Annotated in this window: 13 protein-coding genes; 6 read left to right on the top strand and 7 right to left on the bottom strand. The window is 47.7% G+C overall.

Annotated features, from left to right (window positions below; genetic code table 11):
• Nucleotide 1: 1 nt before the first annotated feature.
• On the bottom strand, nucleotides 2-721 hold the full coding sequence (locus tag EHQ17_RS08920) for a hypothetical protein (protein ID WP_135595316.1): 720 nt from the start codon (nucleotides 719-721) through the stop codon (nucleotides 2-4).
• A gap of 230 nt (nucleotides 722-951) precedes the next feature.
• Between EHQ17_RS08920 and EHQ17_RS08915 the strand changes: the two genes are divergently transcribed.
• Genes EHQ17_RS08915 through EHQ17_RS08900 form a run of 4 tightly spaced genes read left to right on the top strand, consistent with a single transcriptional unit; the run spans nucleotide 952 to nucleotide 6358 of the window.
• Entirely contained in the window at nucleotides 952-3186 is a 2235-nt protein-coding gene (locus tag EHQ17_RS08915; RefSeq protein ID WP_425460691.1) for an adenylate/guanylate cyclase domain-containing protein, read from the top strand.
• The gene (locus tag EHQ17_RS08910) at nucleotides 3183-4787 is read left to right on the top strand and encodes a hypothetical protein (RefSeq protein ID WP_135595317.1); all 1605 of its coding nucleotides are present in this window, start codon (nucleotides 3183-3185) and stop codon (nucleotides 4785-4787) included. The genes EHQ17_RS08915 and EHQ17_RS08910 overlap by 4 nt, the downstream gene beginning before the upstream one ends.
• 2 nt (nucleotides 4788-4789) lie before the next feature.
• Nucleotides 4790-5626, top strand: coding sequence for a fibronectin type III domain-containing protein (locus EHQ17_RS08905; RefSeq protein WP_425460697.1), 837 nt, complete (start codon nucleotides 4790-4792; stop codon nucleotides 5624-5626).
• A gap of 15 nt (nucleotides 5627-5641) precedes the next feature.
• Nucleotides 5642-6358: a DUF1554 domain-containing protein gene (locus tag EHQ17_RS08900; protein ID WP_135595319.1), complete on the top strand. Its 717-nt coding sequence runs from the start codon at nucleotides 5642-5644 to the stop codon at nucleotides 6356-6358.
• Nucleotides 6359-6370: 12 nt separating this feature from the next.
• Here the strand turns inward: EHQ17_RS08900 and xrtN are convergent, their stop codons facing one another.
• The 6 genes from xrtN to EHQ17_RS08870 all read right to left on the bottom strand — a co-directional run bounded on the left by xrtN (nucleotide 6371) and on the right by EHQ17_RS08870 (nucleotide 15668).
• Complete coding sequence (xrtN, locus tag EHQ17_RS08895) at nucleotides 6371-7738, bottom strand: exosortase N (RefSeq protein ID WP_135595320.1); 1368 nt, start codon at nucleotides 7736-7738, stop codon at nucleotides 6371-6373.
• A gap of 7 nt (nucleotides 7739-7745) precedes the next feature.
• Nucleotides 7746-10373, bottom strand: a complete 2628-nt coding sequence (locus EHQ17_RS08890) for an XrtN system VIT domain-containing protein (protein WP_135595321.1) — start codon at nucleotides 10371-10373, stop codon at nucleotides 7746-7748.
• Nucleotides 10374-10794: 421 nt separating this feature from the next.
• A complete protein-coding gene (locus tag EHQ17_RS08885) occupies nucleotides 10795-11460 on the bottom strand; it encodes a response regulator (protein ID WP_135595322.1) in 666 nt (221 codons plus the stop codon).
• An 11-nt stretch (nucleotides 11461-11471) separates the two neighbouring features.
• On the bottom strand, nucleotides 11472-12515 hold the full coding sequence (locus tag EHQ17_RS08880) for a sensor histidine kinase (RefSeq protein ID WP_135595323.1): 1044 nt from the start codon (nucleotides 12513-12515) through the stop codon (nucleotides 11472-11474).
• A gap of 84 nt (nucleotides 12516-12599) precedes the next feature.
• Nucleotides 12600-13850, bottom strand: a complete 1251-nt coding sequence (locus EHQ17_RS08875; protein WP_425460696.1) for an LruC domain-containing protein — start codon at nucleotides 13848-13850, stop codon at nucleotides 12600-12602.
• A 291-nt stretch (nucleotides 13851-14141) separates the two neighbouring features.
• On the bottom strand, nucleotides 14142-15668 hold the full coding sequence (locus EHQ17_RS08870; RefSeq protein ID WP_135595325.1) for an HDOD domain-containing protein: 1527 nt from the start codon (nucleotides 15666-15668) through the stop codon (nucleotides 14142-14144).
• Nucleotides 15669-16137: 469 nt separating this feature from the next.
• Between EHQ17_RS08870 and EHQ17_RS08865 the strand changes: the two genes are divergently transcribed.
• Together EHQ17_RS08865 and EHQ17_RS08860 are read left to right on the top strand one after the other, a co-directional pair.
• Entirely contained in the window at nucleotides 16138-17619 is a 1482-nt protein-coding gene (locus EHQ17_RS08865; RefSeq protein WP_135595326.1) for an aldehyde dehydrogenase family protein, read from the top strand.
• 329 nt (nucleotides 17620-17948) lie between these two features.
• Nucleotides 17949-19052, top strand: coding sequence for a zinc-dependent alcohol dehydrogenase (locus EHQ17_RS08860; RefSeq protein ID WP_167881128.1), 1104 nt, complete (start codon nucleotides 17949-17951; stop codon nucleotides 19050-19052).
• Nucleotides 19053-19279: the final 227 nt, after the last annotated feature.

Genomic DNA, 19279 nt, shown 5'->3' with positions numbered 1-19279 from the left:
ATCACGGTCGAACGGATTTCTCCGATTTCGTATGTGCGTTAAGAAAATTTAATATTCGAGTTTCATACTCTTTTCTCGAATGTTTATGTAGATCCACGTGTCCGGCTCCTTCCGAAAGCCTCGGAGTTAAATACGCCAACGGCTCCGGGATTCCTACCGCGATCCGATTCCGAATCGCCGCTTCGATCGACACGAATTCTTCGTTCCGTAGCGGACCGAGATCCGCGCGAACCGGAGCCAAAGTTATCTCCGTAACCGAACGAAACTTCGGATATACGAGTAAAATAGAAACGACGACTAACGTGACTCGCACCACGTTGCCGATGTTCGCCGCGAAAGAAATTGTCCCTTTCTTTTTTTCGGAATACGTTTCGGACACGGACGAAAAAAGTCGAACCAGGGAAAACGTCAAAAGAACGATCGAAAGAATCCTGTAACCCGAAAAGACGAATTTTCCCCAAGGCTCGGTAATGTTTAACAATTCGAGAAATAAAAACGAAGCGAATAGAAAAAAGAAAGATCGAATGATTCCTCTTCCCGCCTTGCAAATAGGATGAGAGAACTGAATTTTATCCGGAAAAAGAAAAGTCAACAATCTCGGAACGATCCTGTCTCCGAGTATATAGCCGAAAAATAACACGAATAGAAAGAAGCCGAAAGCGTTTGCGAATTCCAATAAGAATTCCACCGATAACCGGTTTTGAAGTCCGCTCCAATCCATGCGTACAGTTTTCAGATAATTCCGAATCGGGCAAGGGCAAATCGTTTTCTTTTATCGTTTCGAATTTCGTTATTAAAACGACTTTCGCCCCTTTTTTCGTTCCGATTCGATTCGCTTTCGGTTCGAAGCCTTCGATCCAAACTATGTCTTCTCTTTTAATTTTCGATTTTAGGATGACAGGAGAAAAATCCCATTCATTCTTCTCCAGAATTAAGGAGAACAGGGAAAGGATGTCCAGACTGCTTGATCGTTTTAAAAAAAAATCCGTTAAACGGATATATTGGGAAACGCTTCCCGATCTGAGTTCCGTCGGAGAGGATGCGGATTTGCTAATCCGAACTCTGATTTCACGAAAACTCGAAGACGGCGTCAGAGAGACCGTTTTTTGTCTTCCCGCAAAAAAGGCGGACGCCCTAAAAAAGTCCCACGATTTTCTCACGTTGGTCCGCGGTCTGAAACACGCGGGTTTTTCGATCTCTTCTGCGGACAGCGAAAAAATCCTTTCCGGAAACGTCGAATCTTCGGAAAAATTTTTCCGATTTCTGCAGAACCGCTCCGAAACGAGTGCGGTTCAGGTGTGGACATCGGAGAGCGGACACGGTGAAATCGAATCTAAATATTATAATTATCTAAAACACGAAAAAAATTCAGGAACATACGATAGTGGCGGAGAAACCTTTCGTCCGTCCCGTTTTACCATAAGGGTCAAACTTCTCTCCATAGTATCGGCGATCATAGTGATTAGCATGGGATTGATGATTACTATGGCCACGTATTTTTTCCGAAAATACAGCGAGATCCTGATCCAAGAATACAACCTTTCGCTCGCTAGAATGACCGGTCTTCAGCTGAGCGGTCAGCTCAAAGAAAGCACGCGCAAGATTCAGGATTTTCGCCCGTCGGAAGCGGAACGTTTTTTCCGCGTCAACCCCAACGCGGTCTCCTACGTGAAGTTCGGATCCAAGCCGGGAGAAAACTCTAAAAAAATCGTTTCTCTTTTTTGGAATTTAAAATTTCTAAAGACGAATTCGATCTCCGGAGCTCCCGATCCGGAAACTCTGAAAACCGCTCTGGAAAAGGCGTCTCCGCGTCTTTCCGGAACATTAGAAGTTTTGAATGTTTCTTCCGAGTTCGGATTTCCCGCGGTCGCGGTTTTTATTCCGGAGGCGAACGGTTCGGAAATAGCCGGATTGGTATTTTCCGCCGCAGAGTTTTTGGATTCCTTTCTTTCCGTCAGGCAAACCGATTTTTTTCAGATGATCGTCGTCGATTCCGCCGGAAATCTGATCGCTCATTCGAACGACAAGGAGGCGGTATCCGGTAAGGATTATAAGAAACATCCTTTGGTCGAGATAATGTTGCGCAGTCCTTCCGATAACGGTTCGCAACGTTTCGATTTCGAGGATCGCGAGGTTCTGGGTTCGTATCAGCAGTTGGAAGTGGGAAGTCTCGGAGTCATTTCCACGTTAGACGCCGATCTGGCGTTCGAGGCGGTTTATAAGATCCGAAGACAAAATCTTCTGATATTGGTCTCCGTTTTATCGGTTGCGTTTTTCGTAATATTCATCTTTTCGCGATCGCTTACGATCCCGATCATTCAACTTCTTTCCGCTACGAAAAAGGTCGAACAAGGAAACTACGCGGTGGATATACGACCTTCCACACACGACGAAGTAGGCGTTCTGACCAACTCGTTTTTGCGTATGGCGAGGGGTTTGGAGGAAAGGGAGAAAATCAAAAACACGTTCGGAAAATTCGTGAACAAGGAAATCGCCGAAAGGGCTCTATCCTCCGATTTGAAACTCGGCGGTGAAAATCGCGAGGTCACGGTTTTCTTTTCGGATTTAAGAAACTTTACGGGCATGTCCGAAAGGATGAAGCCGGAGGAAGTCGTCGAATTTTTGAACCAGTATTTCACGGAGATGGTGGAATGTATTTATCTCACACAAGGGATCGTGGACAAGTTCATAGGCGACGCGATCATGGCCCACTGGGGAGCACTTTTACACGACGGTCACGAACCCAAAAACGCGATCAACGCGGCGCTTCTGATGAGAAGGGCTTTGATCGAATTCAACCGAAAAGGAGAGGAGATGGGAAGACCGTTCACCCGTTTCGGATGCGGAATCAATTCCGGTCCTGTGATCGTCGGTCAGATCGGTTCCGAGAAGAAGTTGGAGTTTACGGTAATCGGAGACACGGTGAACCTCGCATCGCGGATAGAATATCTCAATAAGGAGTTCGGAACGGATATACTCATCGCGGAAAGCACCTACGAACTGGCGAAGGATCATTTTCACTTCGTCCAACTCCCTCCGGTTTGGATCCGAGGTAAGGAAAAGCCGCAGATCATCTACGCGGTGTTAGGTTGGAAGGACGATCAGGATTGTCCGAAGTCTTTGGAAGAATTGCGCACGTTATGCGGAATTCCCGATCCCGAATCTCCCTCTAAGTCGTTGGTATGAGTCCGTATACAAGATTCGGTAAGGAAATCCAGGTGGGGCTTGCTTCCTTTGTGGTCCTTTCCATTTCACTTTTTCTTTTTTGGAAAGAGGGTGCGGTTGATTCGGATTGGGGAAAAAAGGAAAGGGTGGGGAACATCACGTTCAAATACAGAACGGCGCAGAGAAAATTGTCGGATCGTATGATCTGGCAGGATGTGGAGCAGAACTTTCCGATCTTCAACCACGACTCCGTGCGTACGGACGAACTTTCCGAGGCGGTCGTCACCTTGGTTTCGGGAACGAAACTCGAGTTAGATCCAAGATCGATGATCGTCATTCATCTCAAGGAAGACGAGGAGATGTTTGAACTTGAGGAAGGATCGCTCAAAGTCCTCTCCTCGAAACCGGTCCGTTTGGTTTCGGGTAAAACGGAATTGAAGGCCGTAGAACAAAGTATGTTTCGCATAACGCGTTCCGAAAAAACAGGGGAAAATCTGATCGAAATCGATAAGGGAAATCTCGGATGGATCCGGGCGGACAAGGATGTCGAGACGATTAAAGAGGGGCATAACGTAAGAATTTACGAAGGAGACTTAAATCCGATCGCGAAAACTTGGGAACTTACGGAACCGCCGGACAATCACAGGATTTTTCCGGAATCGGGCGAAGCCAAGGTCGGTTTTCGTTGGAAGGCGAATTCAAAAAATCCTTCCGTAATTTTGGAGGTTGCTCTTTCCAGAGACTTCCATCCTTTGATTCTTAAAAAGGAATTTAAGGGAGAGAACTTTGAGGCCGGTCTTCCGGAAGGGATTTATTATTGGAGGCTTTCTTCCGCAGATAGAAAAAATTTCTCTTCGGTGAGGAAGTTCCGAATTCTTCCCAATCCGCCCGTGACGTTGCTCTTCCCTTTAAAAAATACGAATTTAGAAGGAAATCAACTACAGTCGTTCCGTTGGAAACCTTCGCGTTTGGCGACGGGTTATATCCTGGAAATCTCCGAGTCATCCGATTTTAAAACGAACCCGAAACGACTGACCGTTTTTAAAACTTCGATTTCCATCCCTCTTTCGGAAGGGAAATACCACTGGAGGGTTCGTTCGTTTTCCTCTCTTCCTGGTACGGAATCCGTCTCGGAGATTCGTTCGTTTCAGGTGGAAACGGGCGGCTCCGTCGTTTCCTCAAAGACCGATTCCGATCCAAACGATGTCGCATTAAAAAATGAAGCGGTTCCGTTTCAAAACGGAGCGCATTCCTCCGAAAATAATAAAAACGTCCGAAACGTTTCCGAACTTCCGACCTTGGTTTTTCCTGCAACCGGAAAAACGGTGGATATGACCGGAAAGGATTCGATCGTTTTTAGGTGGAAACATTCGTCCGTTTCCCGGGATGCCAAATGGAGTCTAACGTTGTACGGAGCTTCGGGCGAGTCTATTTTTAGACGTAACGTTCAAGGGGAATCGTTTCGTTTGAACGATTTGAGCGTTTTGGACGTCGGGAAATTTGCTTGGTCCCTAACGAGGGAAGGTAGCGGATCCGTCCGGGCCGTCGCGGAATTTAAGATCGTACTCAGGGAAGAACTGGCCGCTCCCGAGACGAAGTCGAGCGGTAAAAAAGGAGAATGAGTTTGAAAACTTTTTTCGGATCGATTTCGATCGTATTTTTCATTTGTATTAGTATTTCAATATATTCTGAAGAAATAAAATACACCTATTACATAGAATGGAACGAGGTCAAGGGAAATAACGGTTATAAGTTGGAGATCCGTAAACCTTCCGCTCCGGACTTTCCGGTAAGGGAGGATAAGGTTTCGGTCAATAACCTCGAATTTTCGATCCCCGCGGGAGAATACGAATTCAGGATTTCCGCGCTCAACCGTTTCGGCAAACCTTCTTCTTGGAGTCAATGGTCCAGGTTTTCGGTGGAACACGATCGTCCTAAAAGCGTAGTGGAAGCGGAAAAAAGGAAGGAGATTGCGGGAGGAATCTCTCCTTCCGCTTGGAAGGTTTGGGTCCCCGGTCTTTCGCCTTTGGAAAAAAAAGAATACGGCCGCGTCTCGTTCGTTTTGATATGGTTCGGCACCCTTGCGGTTGCGGCTAACGCAGAAAGGACGGCGGGGAATTCGCTCGCGGAATCCACAACCAACGATCCCGGTTTTTTAACGTTATCCGCCTTTGCCGCCCCGCTGCCTGTTTCCTTGTATTTGCTCCACAAAAGGGAAGAGGACAAAAAAGAATACGACAGACATCAAAATAACCAGACCGTCATCGGGGTTTTAGCCATTTTGAGTTACGGATTGAACGTGTGGTTGGAAAAACGTTCTTTTCATTCGACCACGGTTTTGATAGAATCTAAACCGGAAAGTTACTCCCGTTGGAACGATCCCTTCGTACAAACGGTGAATTCGAACGGGCTCGGATATTTGGGTAGGATAGAAGTCGGTTTTAGGAAAGGATTCGACTGATTCCGGGGGGATCGTATGAAAAAATATTATTCTTATATTCAAAAAATTGCATTCTCTTTGGTTTTGTGTTCGGTATTCGGTTGTTCCTCCCCGTTTCCGGATTTCAATCCCGGAATCCTACTTTTGGCGTTGTTGAATTCCGATTCGCGGTCCAACGGTTTCGAGGATCCGAACGTTTCCCTAAAATTCGTCTTTGTGACGGTCGGTCTTTCAGACGGACTATTGGGTGCGGGAGGGATTGCCGGAGCCGACGGAATCTGCGCGGCCGAAAAGGACGCTAATTTCGCCGCGTTACCCGGAATCGGAACCGATTATAAGGCGATGATCGCTTCCTCTACGGCTCCGCTTAGGACCGCTTGTACGACCGCGTATTGCACAAATATATTAGAAAATTCGAATTGGATTTTGCGGCCCAATCTGGATTATTATCGAGGTTCGATCGCTTCTCCGGTGAAAGTGTTCACTACGAATTCCGCAGGTATCGTCGTGTTTCCAGCACCCGGGTTGATCGCGGCGATCGATACGAACGCGGCGAAGGTTTGGTGGACCGGTTTGGAGGCCGATTGGACTTCGAGCGCCGATAGTTGTACCGGATGGAGCGACGGGACTGCGGGGGGCGGACTCAATAACGGTCAGTTCGGAATGGGAGCTAGAACCGATACGGATTCGATGAGTTCCGGATTTACGGACGCTTGTAACCTTCCTAAGTCTCTGGTTTGTGTACGTCAGTGAGAATGAAACGAGTCATCGCAAATTCTGTGTTAGGTGGCGAGCTGTTTCCATGAGTTCGTTTTCCTTCGGTCCGTATAAGTTCCACTGAATCACGTCTGCTCCTAAAAAACGTTCCTTTCGCCATTGCCAATCGTTTTCGGCGACGATTTGCGGGAACTCCCCGATTCGTGCCAGATCCGTGTCGGACAAAACCCGATCCTTGGAGATCGAATACCACCAATATAAAATCGGTTTCGCGCCGGAAGGGCTCTGCAATCGGGCGCGTTTGAATCCTCCGTTTTCGTTCTGTTCCGCGAACGCAAATCCTACCGCTTCGAAACAGATTCTCGGATCGTGCCCCGTTCCGACGGCGAAGAGATTTCGTTTTAAAATCAGATAATTTTCTCCGGATCGATAAACGGCGATTCTCGGATCATCGACGAGTGAATTTCGATCCAGACGGAACGATAGAATTGCGGACGGCCAAGAAGGTGAATCGATCGGAATCCAACGTGTTCCGATTACGACTAACGCGGTCAGAAACGGTATCAGGATACGAGCGCTCGTTGAAGGAAGCCGTAAACGAGCAACAAGTGAGCGATGAGTTTGTTCCTTTTCGGGAGAATCGGATTTTTTTTTCGCAGGATAAAACAACACAATCCAGGAAAGAGGAATCAAAACTCCCGCTACAAAATAAACGATTCCTAAAAACTCGTGCCTCCAAGACGATGAGGGAACTTGAAAGACGACTAACGTGCATACTCTCAAAAGATTCGAAAAAAACCAAAGGGGAAACGCGGTTCCCAAAACCAGGATTTTACCGGTTCTATTGGAACGGAGTGCGAACGCCGCCGCGATCAATGCGGTCGCGAGTCCCATCTTCAATCCTTCACAAGCGCGATCGACCACGAACCAATGTCCGTCGAAGAAGATTCGATTACCGACTTCCGTCGCGGCGGAATCTATCCTTCGTATTAAATGTGCAGCGATTTCAGTCACGATCAAACGAAGTTTGTATCCGACAAAAAGAGAACCGAAGCCTGTGATTGGAGGAACAGCGAATACGAGCAGAGGAGCGGGCCAGGTAAAACGGATTCCGCTTCCGTGTAAAGTCGCGAGCGCGTTCCAAAACGAACCGATCCAAATCAGACTCAACCTATGAAACCAAATTCCGGAAAGTATAAAAACCGTTCCCGGTAAAAAATATAGGATTCGGTTTCGAACCGCCGCCCGGTTGGTGCTAAAAAATAAAGGTAGAAACAGGATCGGATACAACTCGAAGGCCGATCGAATCGTTAGAAGTTTTTCCGCGGCGTAAGTCATCGATGCGGCGCAGAATACGAGCAATACTATGATCGAAACCGCGGATCTTAATCGATAATCGGCGATGGAGATCGACATACTCGTGTTAGGCGAATGCGCGTCTGGATCGGAAATATACGCTCAGACCCAATACGATACATACGAGTAATAGCCATTCCTCCGGTTCAGGGACGGCACCCGGCGTTTCAAGTTTGCTTTGACCTAACGCAGATTTGGCGGCCTTGATTCCGAATCTCCGGTAGTCCTTTTCGGTTTCGAGTACGATCAGACTGGAAACCGGAGTTACCGCCATCGCGTCGCGTGCCGCTTCTACCAAATCGGCGTTGTCGAGATCCCGGTCGAAAAATCGTTTTCCGAGTTTTTTCATGATGTTTTTTTGGATGAGCATCCGGATCAAGAGATCGCTTCCCGGACGTTCCCCCTTTTTTGTATTCGTTTTTTCTAATGTGATTCCGGCGTATGGTAGGGAAACGAGTCCGTTTTTTTCGACCGTAAGTGAAATTCGACGGTTGCGGAGAGCTTCGATCAGTTCCTCTTCGCCGTTTGCGATCGGAGTCGCCTGATGAAGGTCGATCAGGCTGGCCGCGTATTCCGATCGTTTTCCGTTGAGAAACGCGATCTTCCAAGGTTCCGTCCGTTCGGATGCGGCGGTTTGTATTTCGTTAAATCTTCGTGAGCCCCGCAATTCACCGAGGGGAATCGACTTTTTTTCGCCGGCGACGACCCATACCGGATCGTTCCCTACGATATCGGAACTTAGATTCAATGGAAATAAATTGAACGCGGGAATTTCACATTCGTCCAGATAACGGGCGGCTTTGGCGGCGTCTGCAGTTCGGAACCATTCGTTGGTTACGATCACGACCGGAATTTCGAAGTCGTATAATTTAGAGACGATCTCTTTCCAACGGGCTCGGGAGAACGCAGAATTTAATACGACAACGATTCGATCGGGCGTAAATTCCGTTGATTCCCTTCGTTCGGGTAGCACGTTATACGTCATTCCCAGGGAGTTTATGTATCCTTTCGGTTCGATCGTCGGTAGCGAAAAAGACCATTCTTGCGATCCCGCGTTACCCGTCCATTGACGCACTTGAGAATCGGATACGGTTTTTTCCTTCAAAGAAATTCCGGTCGAATCCAATTCGATCGGTTCCTTGGAAAATAGATCCACGTTTACGTTCTGTTCCAGAAAGGCGTCCACCGGTCCGTCCAAACGTATTCTTTCGTAGTTCAGTTTTTTTCCGTCCGATCGAAGAGGTGATACGATTCCGATCCTGACCATTCGATAATTCTGCGGAGCGACTGGAAATACCCTGAGCCTGAGTCGATTCCCGTCCAACCATTCCACGTAGGAAGGATCCCTCCTTTCGGTTCCGACGATCTGTTCGTACGCGTTACGCGCGTTCGATTTAAACGTTAGTCGCGCTTCTCTTTCTTCTCCGTCGATCCAAAGGGAAAGTTTGGTACAGACGCTTCCCTCGGGAACGGTGATCGTATAAATTGCCTCTTCGTTTCCCGGGATGCCGGCGCCGAATCCGAATAGTGGTCGTGACGTCTCGGAATTCTCGTTATAAACGGATATCGTCGTTTCGGTATAAGCGGTTCTGAGTTCGGGATGAATTTGTACGTGCGAATCCATATCCGTCGTGATTAGCGAATTCCCCCTCCAGAGTCGTTCGAGATACGCGTGCGATCTTCCGAACAAAAGATGAAGTATCTTTCCCGATTCTTCCGGCGTGACACGTTCATCGGATGACCGAGAAAACAAATTGATTCCCATCGACGCGAGACAAGCCAATGGATCGAATTGACTCTGCGCGGAGAACAACGCAATCTCGGATCTTCGATTGGGCTGGAGCACCATTTCCGTCACGTGATTGGCCCGCAATCGCGCGGCTTTTTGCACCCATTCGGGAAGGTCTTCATCGACTCGATTGTGCCCTTGTGATATTTCCTGCTTTGTTAATACCTTCTCCGCGTGTTTCCATTCCTTAAAATAATACGCGGCATATCCGAACAGCAGAACGAGGGACAAGACCACGGACGCGGTGGAAATTTTTTTTCCGACCTCGTCCAACGAAACGTGGATTTTATAAATCGAAACTCCGAACGCCGTGATAGCGAACAACGGTCCGTACGGTAAAAATCCTAGTCCCGCCATCCACACCAACATCCAGCTGAAAAGCATCAACGGTGCGAGAACTAAAACGAAGGATAAGGATAGGAACATTCCAAGCGTCAATATCGGCTGGAAAAATAGTAGGATCGTTTTGGGAATCCGCTCCTTCCAAAAAGAGGCTGTTAATACCGCATACGAAATCCATAACGACCAAACCGTTCTTTCCGTAAACGGAGGAAATACTTCGTGATTGAGGACGTACGAATTGGTCGCAAAACAGATCGCTGAGACGACTAACGTGAACGCCAGAAAGAATTTATAATTCGGAAAAAGAGTGTATAAAAGAAAACAGGAAAGCGAAAGCAGAAGGAATCCGACCGTGATAAAAAACGGATACACGAGTAGTTCCGACGCGGCGCCGAAGTAGGTTTGCAAATGTAGGAATCCAGAATACCAGATTCCGGCGGAAAACGCGATCGTCAGGACCAAAGAAGGAATCAAAATGAGAAACCATAGGTAGGCGGGCAGGGACCATCGAAGTAATTTCACTTCTCTTTGAAAGTAATCGCTAAATTTGTTTCGTATCGTCATAGATTTTTCCTACGGTTTGGATGTTTGGTATGATAACCGATCGTTCCCCCTCCGTCCGCAGTCCGAGTGCGGTCGGAACTGCACCTGAGTGCTTGACGGAAATCCGGTCGAGGTTCCGACCCGAGGGTGGTCCGAGCGATTTTTTGTCGAAACACGGGAGGGGCGGGGTGTTCCTACAAAGGTCGGGTTGGGCGTAGGCCGTTTTCGGTCGGAGAAGGGATGTTTTAGGTGTTCCTACGAATCCTCGATTCGTGTGAGTTCCCACAGGTTTTTCTCTACGGGAACTTTTACGTGGTCCGAAGACGGGAGAAACGGCGCGTAGCCCAAGCCGACCGCGGTTCCACAAGGGGTTTGCATCCGTGGAACTTGGAACAAACTCAGAAGTTGTAGGAACTCCCCGGAAACCGCACTCTAACACGAATTAGGATTCGATCAAACCGGCGCGGATCGCATACATCACAAGGTCCGCGACCTTATGCAGATCCAGTTTTTTCATGATATTCGCGCGGTGTACCTTGACGGTCGCAGGCGAAATCCTCAAAATTTTACCGATGGCCTCGTTGGAATTACCTTCCGCCACGAGTTTTAGAATCTCCCGCTCTCGATCCGACAAAACCGAAAACGCTTTTCTGGCGTCCTGATTTTCCTCTCCTTGTTTTCCGCCTACGAATCCGGAAAGAAAATGAGACGTGATTCCCGGACTTAGATACGTTTCCCCCTTGTGAACCGCTTCGATCGCACGGAGTAGATCGTTTCCGGCGTCGTCTTTGAGAACGTACCCGTTGATTCCCAGTTCTAAAAGTTTTTGAACGTATTCTTTGTTGTCGTGACGGGAGAGAATGATGGAGCGGATCTGCGGATAATACTTTCTCAGATTTTTGACAAGATCGATTCCGCTTAAGCCGGGCATAGAAATGTCGGTAATGACCAAGTCGGGAGAAAGTTTCCCGATCTGATCCAAGGCTTTTTCGGCGTCTCCGGATTCTCCGCAAATTTCCAAACCGGGTTGTTCGGAAAGAATCATCTTCAATCCTTCCCGCAAGATGGCGTGATCGTCTACTAGGAATATTTTAGTCGCAGGTTTCATAACTTCCGTCGTTATACTTTTTCTTTTTCCAATGGAATCCGGATCGTAAATTTAGTTCCGTTCCCCGCGGAGGAATCAATCTTAAATTTACCGTTTAAATCTTCCACTCTTCTTCTGATATTTTCAAGTCCAAAACCTGAGGATCGGGCGCGCACCTTTCGTTCCTGAAAACCGATTCCGTCGTCCTTTGCGTCCAAAAACAATTGTCTTCCTTTGATCTGAACTTTCAGATGAATCCGTTTCGCTTGGGAGTGTTTGATCGTATTCTGGAAGATTTCCTGCACGATTCTAAAAACTTGATTGGCGATCTGCGGTTGCAGATTGGATTTTAGGCTGAGATCCAATTCCGCCTCTATGTCCATCGGAGGAAAAATGTCGGAACTGAGCGCACGAATCGCGGCCTCCAATCCGATTTCGCGTAATGTGGAAGGATGAAGGTTGGTGTAAATATCCCGCAGTTCCTGGCTTGCCTTATCGATGAGCGAAAGACCCGTATCGAATTGTGCGCCGTAGATTTTGGGGTTCCGACTGAAGGCTTGGAAATTGAGTTTGGCCGCGAGAATCGTTTGTCCTACTCCGTCGTGGAGTTCCCGCGAAAGTCGAATTCTTTCCTCTTCCTGCGATTGGAGCAATTTCGTATGAAGACTTGCGATTTTTTTTTCCAATCGTTTGTTTTCCGTAATATTCTTAAGGATGATCCCGATGCTTTCTCCGAATCGAAACACAGAATAACCGTAGTAGATTTTTTGTTTCCGGAATTCCTGATTCTGCACTTTGCTTCGTTTGGAAAGATCGATGTTGGATTCCATCTCCTCTTGATCGACCGGGTTGAGTCCAAAAACCCGAAAGAGATTTTTACCGATCACGCTGCGGGAACTCCCCACGAATTCTTTTCGAAACGATTCGTTTGCGAATAAAATACTACGCCGATCGTCGATGGCCACGATCGGAGCGATTTCTTTCAAAAGGTTTAGAAAGAATTTCGGGGAAAGATTGGATTCCAAAGAAGCTGGTTGGGAACGAAGTCTAGGATTCTTAAGTTTCAAATCTCGCATAAGAGGATCGAATCCTCCGACAATCGCATCGGAATGAAAGAAAAAAAAGAATCCCCGGGAAAGAAAATCCCGGGGAAAAGCAGTTCAATTCGTCGCCGGAAAAACTTCCGACGATACAGGAGTTATATACCAGTCGTTGTGGGAACTCCCCTCCGATTCATACCAAGATTGAAACGAAGGATAGGATTTTCGAATGTCCGTACTTTCATACGGCCATCGAAAATTCCCCGGAACCAAAAGCGCCCAGGGAAATCCGGTGGAATCGAGATACAAGTCCTTGCCGGAAGAATCAAAATACTTTCTCGGAAAATGGATTTCCTTTCCCGTATGAATCACTTGGACGAACGTATCATACGGAGCCGGACCCAGAATCGCCCGAGCGACCGGCGATTGTAGGATGACCTCCAAAGCCGCGGATTTTCCTTTTTTGAAAACAGTTTGGGAGCGGGATGTATTCGAGGATGGAATCGTAGTATTGGATCTCGGGAGAATCTCCATCGAGTCGATGGCAGTGTTCGTTCCGCCCGTAGAACTTTCCACGGTAGTTCCGTCGTATCCGAACCGGGTGAGAGTGTAATCGGAAGCGGTCGCTCCCGGAATACTCAGATGAAGCGTATGGTCGTAACCCGCACCTTTGGCGACGTGAACGAAATTCGCCCGAATCCGCGCCACCTTTCCCTGCGCGTTCCAATCCTCTTCGAAAACGGCGCGGACGTTGTAATCGTTGAAATCCGCGTCTCCCTGATTGGGAAACAAATCCTCGTAGGAAATCGTATAATATCCTTCGGTCGGATAACGGAAAGTCGAAGCCCTGGTAGGATCGTTCGGAAACGCGTCGTCCCGATCCACGATTCCGTCCTCGTCCGAATCCGGAAGAAGAACGTTGTTCCCCTTGACTACGACGGTGATTCTCCGGGAAATGCTACTCGTGTGGATCACCTCCACTGTCGCTTCGTACAGTTGACCGAAGGCTTCCACTTTCAAAAAAACTTTTCGGGTCGCTTCGTCGATGGTGAACGTTCCTTTCACTTCCCCGTTCTCCGACGTCACTGCGCGAAAGATCGTCTTCTGGGCCGTATTATCGGTGTTAAAGATTTGTACCAAACTTCCGGAAACGGGCGATTCCGGACTCAAAACCTGAATGTTGACACTGATCGTCTTGGTGGTATCGAATACGAAGTCGGGCGGAGCGGTTTCGTCGTTGACGACGATGCTGAAAGATTGTTCTCCGTCGGGAGCCGGCGCAGGATTCGATTGTGTCGCGCTTAAAAGCCAAAGAAGATTGGGATCCTGCGTGTTATTGCAAGAATACGATCCCAATAGGACAAAACCCATCAGAACGAAACCCGCATACTTGGAAACTTTTTTCATCGGATCCTCCGGCACAAACGCCTGAACGAGGAATATTCTCGCACGAACGACATCGGAGGACAATAATCCGAACGGTATATTTTGTTAAACGAACAGATATAATGCGACATCCGTTTCGACCAAAGTGAAACGACCGGATTCCGCCGTTTCATCGCGAAAAAAAGTAACGGTTGTCGCAGAACTCCTCTTCGCAGTATTCCTTTCTACGACGCGGAGTTCCCAAGTTTCGGTAGTTTAGAAAATTCTAAACTACTTTCAACGAACGCTGGCTAAAAAGTTCTCAAGCGCTTTGGTGCGGAAGGAGTGGAAATCGCCGGAACTGTTGAACTTACAGTATTCCAATATCTTTTCGGGGATTTCGCTGAATTTGGCCTCTTCGTTGTTGATCTTGATCATCATGTCTCCGAGATAGATCGGATAGATATAAGGCGCAAACTCCTCGTCGATCAAAAGAGCCCTATGGTGGAACTCCATCGCTTTGGCGTAGATATCGGGGAAGTTCCATTTTTCCGCGATCAGGGCTCCTACTTTCGTATGAGTGATTCCTAATGCGGCTTCCTCCATGGAAACCGCGGAAGCGATCTCTTTCGAGGCCGAAATTTTTCCGATACTGTTCATAGTTCTTTCTTCGAGGGACAAAAGTATGATTTCACCGATATCGTGCAACAGCGCCGCGGACATCAGATTGCTGATCGTGTCCCTAGGCAGATTCATTCTTGCGGCGATCAGCTTACAATAAAACGCGCATTGATTCGATTTGTCCCAGATCGTAAGGAAGGCGGGGAACTTGTCTTCGAGGATCTGCTTCGTTCCCAACGAATAAAGGAGTTGGCTCAACTCCTTTAATCCGATCAATTGGATCGCACGATCCAGAGACTCCACTTTGTTAGCGCGGATAAACGCGGCCGAGTTGGCGAGTTTAAGTATGTTCGCGGAAAGTGCGACGTCCTTTTTGATCACTTCCGCAATCTGGGAGATCGAAGAATTCGGTCGTTCGATCATCGCCTGAATATCCTGGATGGATTTGGGAAACGTAGGAAGGCCGTCTATGTTTTTGATGATCTCCTCGGTTTTCTGGAGTTGAAAATTCTCTTTGGTGATGACGAGAGGAATGTCGATGATTACGCTCGTGCTGTTGCCCTGACTTTCGATCTTATACGAGGTCGCGGAAAGGCCGTCGTTTTTGAGCATCATCAAAGACATGATCAATCCGAGACCCGCGCCTTCGGTTTCGTCTCCGGCTTCCAAAAACGCTTCCGAAAGATCGTTGTATTGTTTCGCTTTTTCGATCCGAAGATTGATCCGCTCCACCTCGGCGGGGCTGAGTTTTACGTTGTTCATCACACGGATCCGGATCATGTCCTTGTTGTGGATAAAGGACACGAGAACGACGAAGTTGTTCTTAAACAGAAGCTCCTCGTATTTTTCCTTATTGTCGATGTATTTCTTTTTGAATCCTAAAATCTTCTGTTTATAAACTTCCGGATTTTGTATGTCTGCTTCCAATTCGCGGAAGTAGATCCGTTTGATGTTCGCCTTTATCGAATTTGCTATGGTTTCCTTGAGGGTAGTGAAAACCGAATCGCGGACGTAAATGATATCGAGTTGAAGAAGGTAACGGTCAAGAGTCCGGCTGATGATCGAGTCCACGTTTTCCGTAAGATTGTGGAATCTGTAATGAACCGGAGTGTTTTCCAGAACGGGATGATTCAGATCTTTTAAATTGCTGTAAAGTCCGAGGGTTTCATGATGATGCAACTCTAACTGTTTGGTCTGACTCATAACGTAATTCTTCCGAATGGATTCCTTTTCTGTCAAGTAATCGGAAAATCCGGGCGCCGATTCTTGGAAAAATATTTCCAAGAATCGATGCCGTTTTCGTTCCGAATACGCGAGAATCCGTTTTGGAATTTCTTTTTTTATTACGTCCAATTTTCAGTCGATCTAACACAGGGCGGTCGGTCAATGAGCGTCTAACGTGTTTTCCTTTTTTCATTCGGAACCCACCGCGTTTCACCGAGTCAGGAGCGTTCCTTGCGCTGTCCTACCTCTTAGTTTCCTTCTTTGAATTCCGATTTTTATTCCTCGGAGGTTTGTCTAAAAAATACGCGAATCGATAAAGAATTCTCCGCGAATCGACTCCGGGTCAGTAAAAAGAATTGCATTTGATTCCGCAGATGATAGAATCAGTCCGCCTAACGGGTATATTTTCGAATATTACCTCAGTGACTAGATTAAGGAGCTACTTCCAATGCCAACTTTACAGGAATCTCCGGTAAAATTACCGAATTCTAACCAGACTCCATCGTATCCTCCTTTGGATAAGGCTGAAATCGAACGAGTGTTCAAGTTACAAAAAGAGCACTTTCATAAGGTGATGAAACTCACCAAGGCCTCCGACCGAATTCATCGTTTAAAAAAACTAAAAGCGGCGATCGTAAAATACACTCCTGAAATCGAAAAAGCGGTGAACGAGGATTTCCGCAAAAACGAGAGAGAAGTGGATATCTCCGAAATTATGCCTTCGATTTCCGAAATCAACGACGCGATCCATCACGTGCGACGTTGGATGAAACCGGTTTCGGCCAAAACTCCGATGACTCTTTTCGGAGCCAAAAGTCAAATCATCTACGAACCCCGCGGAGTGGTTCTGATCATAGGACCCTGGAATTATCCGTTTTATCTGACGTTCGCTCCTTTGGCTGCGGCCATCGCCGCAGGAAATACGGTGATGATTAAACCTTCCGAATTTACGCCGGCCACCACGCGTATTACGCAGAAAATCGTCTCCGAAGTTTTTCCAAAAGAGGAAGTCGCAGTGTTCGAAGGCGATTATCAGGTTTCCGGAGCATTGATGGATCTCCCGCTCGATCATATCTTTTTTACGGGAAGCACGCAGGTCGGAAAAATCGTGATGGCCGCGGCGGCGAAACATTTGACCAGTGTGACTTTGGAACTCGGAGGAAAATCCCCCGCGGTGATCGATCGAAGCGCCGACCTCAAAAAGGCCGCGAAAAAACTCGTCTGGGGAAAAGTGTTGAACGCGGGACAAACCTGTGTGGCGCCGGATTATCTGCTCATACCCAACGATCTCGTCAAACCGTTCGTGGAAGAAGCCAAATCCGTTGTGAAGGAATTTTATACCAAGAACGGCAAATCGCTGAAGGAGAATCCGGACTTCTGCAGAATCATCAACGATCGGAACTTCAATCGTGTTTCCGGATACATTCACGAAGCGGTGGAAAAAGGCGCGAAGGTGGAAATGGGCGGCGATACCGATGCCACTCAGAATTATATCGAACCTACGATCCTGAGTAATATTCCGGAAAATGCAAGTATCATGGAGGACGAAATTTTCGGGCCCGTGCTTCCGCTCATTCCGTACGAGACCTTGGACGACGCGATCGCAAAGATCAACTCTAAACCGAAACCGCTTGCGTTGTACATCTTCGGAAAAAAAGACCGGGCCGTCAAAAAGATCCTGAAAGAAACTTCTTCGGGCGGAGTCGCCGTGAACGACGTGATTCTTCATCTCGCGAATCCCAATCTTCCTTTCGGGGGGGTGAATCATTCCGGGCACGGAAGTTATCACGGTTATTTCGGATTTAAGGCGTTCTCGCACGAACGTTCCGTACTTCGTCAGGCTTCCCTGAGTTCGGTGGAGCTAATGTATCCGCCTTACACGAATTTTGTGAAACGTCTCGTGGCGTTTACGAAGAAGTTTTTGATCTGACGGAAAGATCCTCTTAGAACGTCCAAGCGACCGTTTCGTTCGGAGACTCGTTATTGTTTCCGGGTAGAAACTTTTTTTCCGCGAAGGACTTTTAACGATGCAAAAAAAGACCTTCGGACCCAAAGGTTCGAGGGTCTTTTCTTTTTTATACGCGATTCTCCGGAAGTTCCTGTTTGAAGCTCGAAAACGGCGGTTTTTTCCCCGAGTAGGGCGGAATACGATGCGAAGGAGTGAAAAACAAGGTTGACGGAGGAGTTTGTTTTTTATTTAAAAGTAGACAGACTTGTCTGTATGTATTAAAGTAGACTAAATGGTCTATGGAGTGGTATATGAGACAATTGACGTTTTTAAAACCCGGAAAATTGGAGTGGAGGGAGGTTCCCGAGCCCCGTTTGGAATCCGACGGAGACGCCTTGGTGGAGCCGATCGCCGTGGCGCGTTGTGATCTCGATCTTGCGATCCTGAAGGGCGAGGCGCCATTTCGGAATAAACTTCTGCACTGGATCCGGAATCACGCCTTCGGTTTGATTCGAAATACTGCTTTGGGGAAAGCTCCTTTTCGAGGTCCCTATCCGTTCGGTCACGAATTCGTAGCCGAAGTGAAATCCGTCGGAGATCGGGTCCGTTCCGTTAAACCGGGGGACAAGGTGATCGTCGCGTTTCAGATCGCCTGCGGATCGTGTAACAACTGTAAGGCGGGTTTGACCAACAGTTGTATTTCCGTTCCTCCGCGTTCCATGTATGGTTTCGGAGATCTGGGCGGTAAACATTGGGGAGGGGCGTTTTCCGATCTTGTTCGTGTTCCGTTTGCGGATTTTATGTTGATCCCTCTTCCGAAATCGATGTCTCCTTCGGACGCCGCGAGTATGAGCGATAATATTCCGGACGGTTATCGGACGGTCGGTCCCTTTTTAAAAAAGAATCCCGGTGCTCCCGTTTTGGTAGTGGGCGGCGGCGCTAAAAGTGTCGGTTTATATTCCGTTATGATTGCGAAGTCGATGGGTTCTTCCGTTACCTATGTGGACAATGATCTTAGGAGGATTCGGATTGCGTCGGATCTCGGTGCGGAAGTTATACAGGTCGGAGGTTCGTTTCCCGAACCCGATACGAAATATCCGATCACGGTGGATGCGAGCGCTCACCCGGACGGATTGAGTTTTGCGCTCCGTTCGCTTCTCCCCGGCGGTCATTGTACGAGTGTGGGAATTTATTATACGAAAAAAACTTCGATTCCCCTTTTGGAAATGTACGGCAGAGGGGTAAGTTTTTCCACCGGAAGAGTGAATGTTCAACCTACGTTGCATGAACTTTTGCATTTGTCGGAACACCCGCTCTTTTGTCCGTGTAAGGTGACTCAGAAAATCGCCTCTTGGGAAGAGGCCGTCGAAGCATTGTTTGACGACGGGCCGAAGGTCGTCGTAGAGCGTTTGTGATTCGGTGTTTTAGGGTTGTTATGTCGGAGGACCGCGAACTTTTTCCGTTGATCCGTTGTTGTACGAAGATTTTGCCGATGCAGCGGAAGTGTGGGAACTCCCCCTTTTTCGGGAAATCACGGATGGTTCGTCGGACATTCGTGATTTTGGGATTCTTTCGTGGTCGGTAAAAAACGGGGAGTTCCTACGTTTTAGGGAAAATCCGGGTCCGAAACGAGCGAATTCAT

The organism is Leptospira gomenensis, from assembly GCF_004770155.1.
Classification (GTDB): Bacteria; Spirochaetota; Leptospiria; order Leptospirales; family Leptospiraceae; genus Leptospira; species Leptospira gomenensis.
The sequence above is the reverse complement of the archived record's forward strand: the minus strand, read 5'-3'. Positions and strand labels throughout refer to the sequence as shown.

Excerpts from the sequence above, each read along its gene's own strand:
- EHQ17_RS08920 (WP_135595316.1), bottom strand. The coding sequence starts at position 721 with ATGGATTGGAGCGGACTTCAAAACCGGTTATCGGTGGAATTCTTATTG.
- EHQ17_RS08915 (WP_425460691.1), top strand. The coding sequence starts at position 952 with ATGTCCAGACTGCTTGATCGTTTTAAAAAAAAATCCGTTAAACGGATA.
- EHQ17_RS08910 (WP_135595317.1), top strand. The coding sequence starts at position 3,183 with ATGAGTCCGTATACAAGATTCGGTAAGGAAATCCAGGTGGGGCTTGCT.
- EHQ17_RS08900 (WP_135595319.1), top strand. The coding sequence starts at position 5,642 with ATGAAAAAATATTATTCTTATATTCAAAAAATTGCATTCTCTTTGGTT.
- xrtN (WP_135595320.1), bottom strand. The coding sequence starts at position 7,738 with ATGTCGATCTCCATCGCCGATTATCGATTAAGATCCGCGGTTTCGATC.
- EHQ17_RS08890 (WP_135595321.1), bottom strand. The coding sequence starts at position 10,373 with ATGACGATACGAAACAAATTTAGCGATTACTTTCAAAGAGAAGTGAAA.
- EHQ17_RS08885 (WP_135595322.1), bottom strand. The coding sequence starts at position 11,460 with ATGAAACCTGCGACTAAAATATTCCTAGTAGACGATCACGCCATCTTG.
- EHQ17_RS08880 (WP_135595323.1), bottom strand. The coding sequence starts at position 12,515 with ATGCGAGATTTGAAACTTAAGAATCCTAGACTTCGTTCCCAACCAGCT.
- EHQ17_RS08875 (WP_425460696.1), bottom strand. The coding sequence starts at position 13,850 with ATGGGTTTTGTCCTATTGGGATCGTATTCTTGCAATAACACGCAGGAT.
- EHQ17_RS08870 (WP_135595325.1), bottom strand. The coding sequence starts at position 15,668 with ATGAGTCAGACCAAACAGTTAGAGTTGCATCATCATGAAACCCTCGGA.
- EHQ17_RS08865 (WP_135595326.1), top strand. The coding sequence starts at position 16,138 with ATGCCAACTTTACAGGAATCTCCGGTAAAATTACCGAATTCTAACCAG.
- EHQ17_RS08860 (WP_167881128.1), top strand. The coding sequence starts at position 17,949 with ATGAGACAATTGACGTTTTTAAAACCCGGAAAATTGGAGTGGAGGGAG.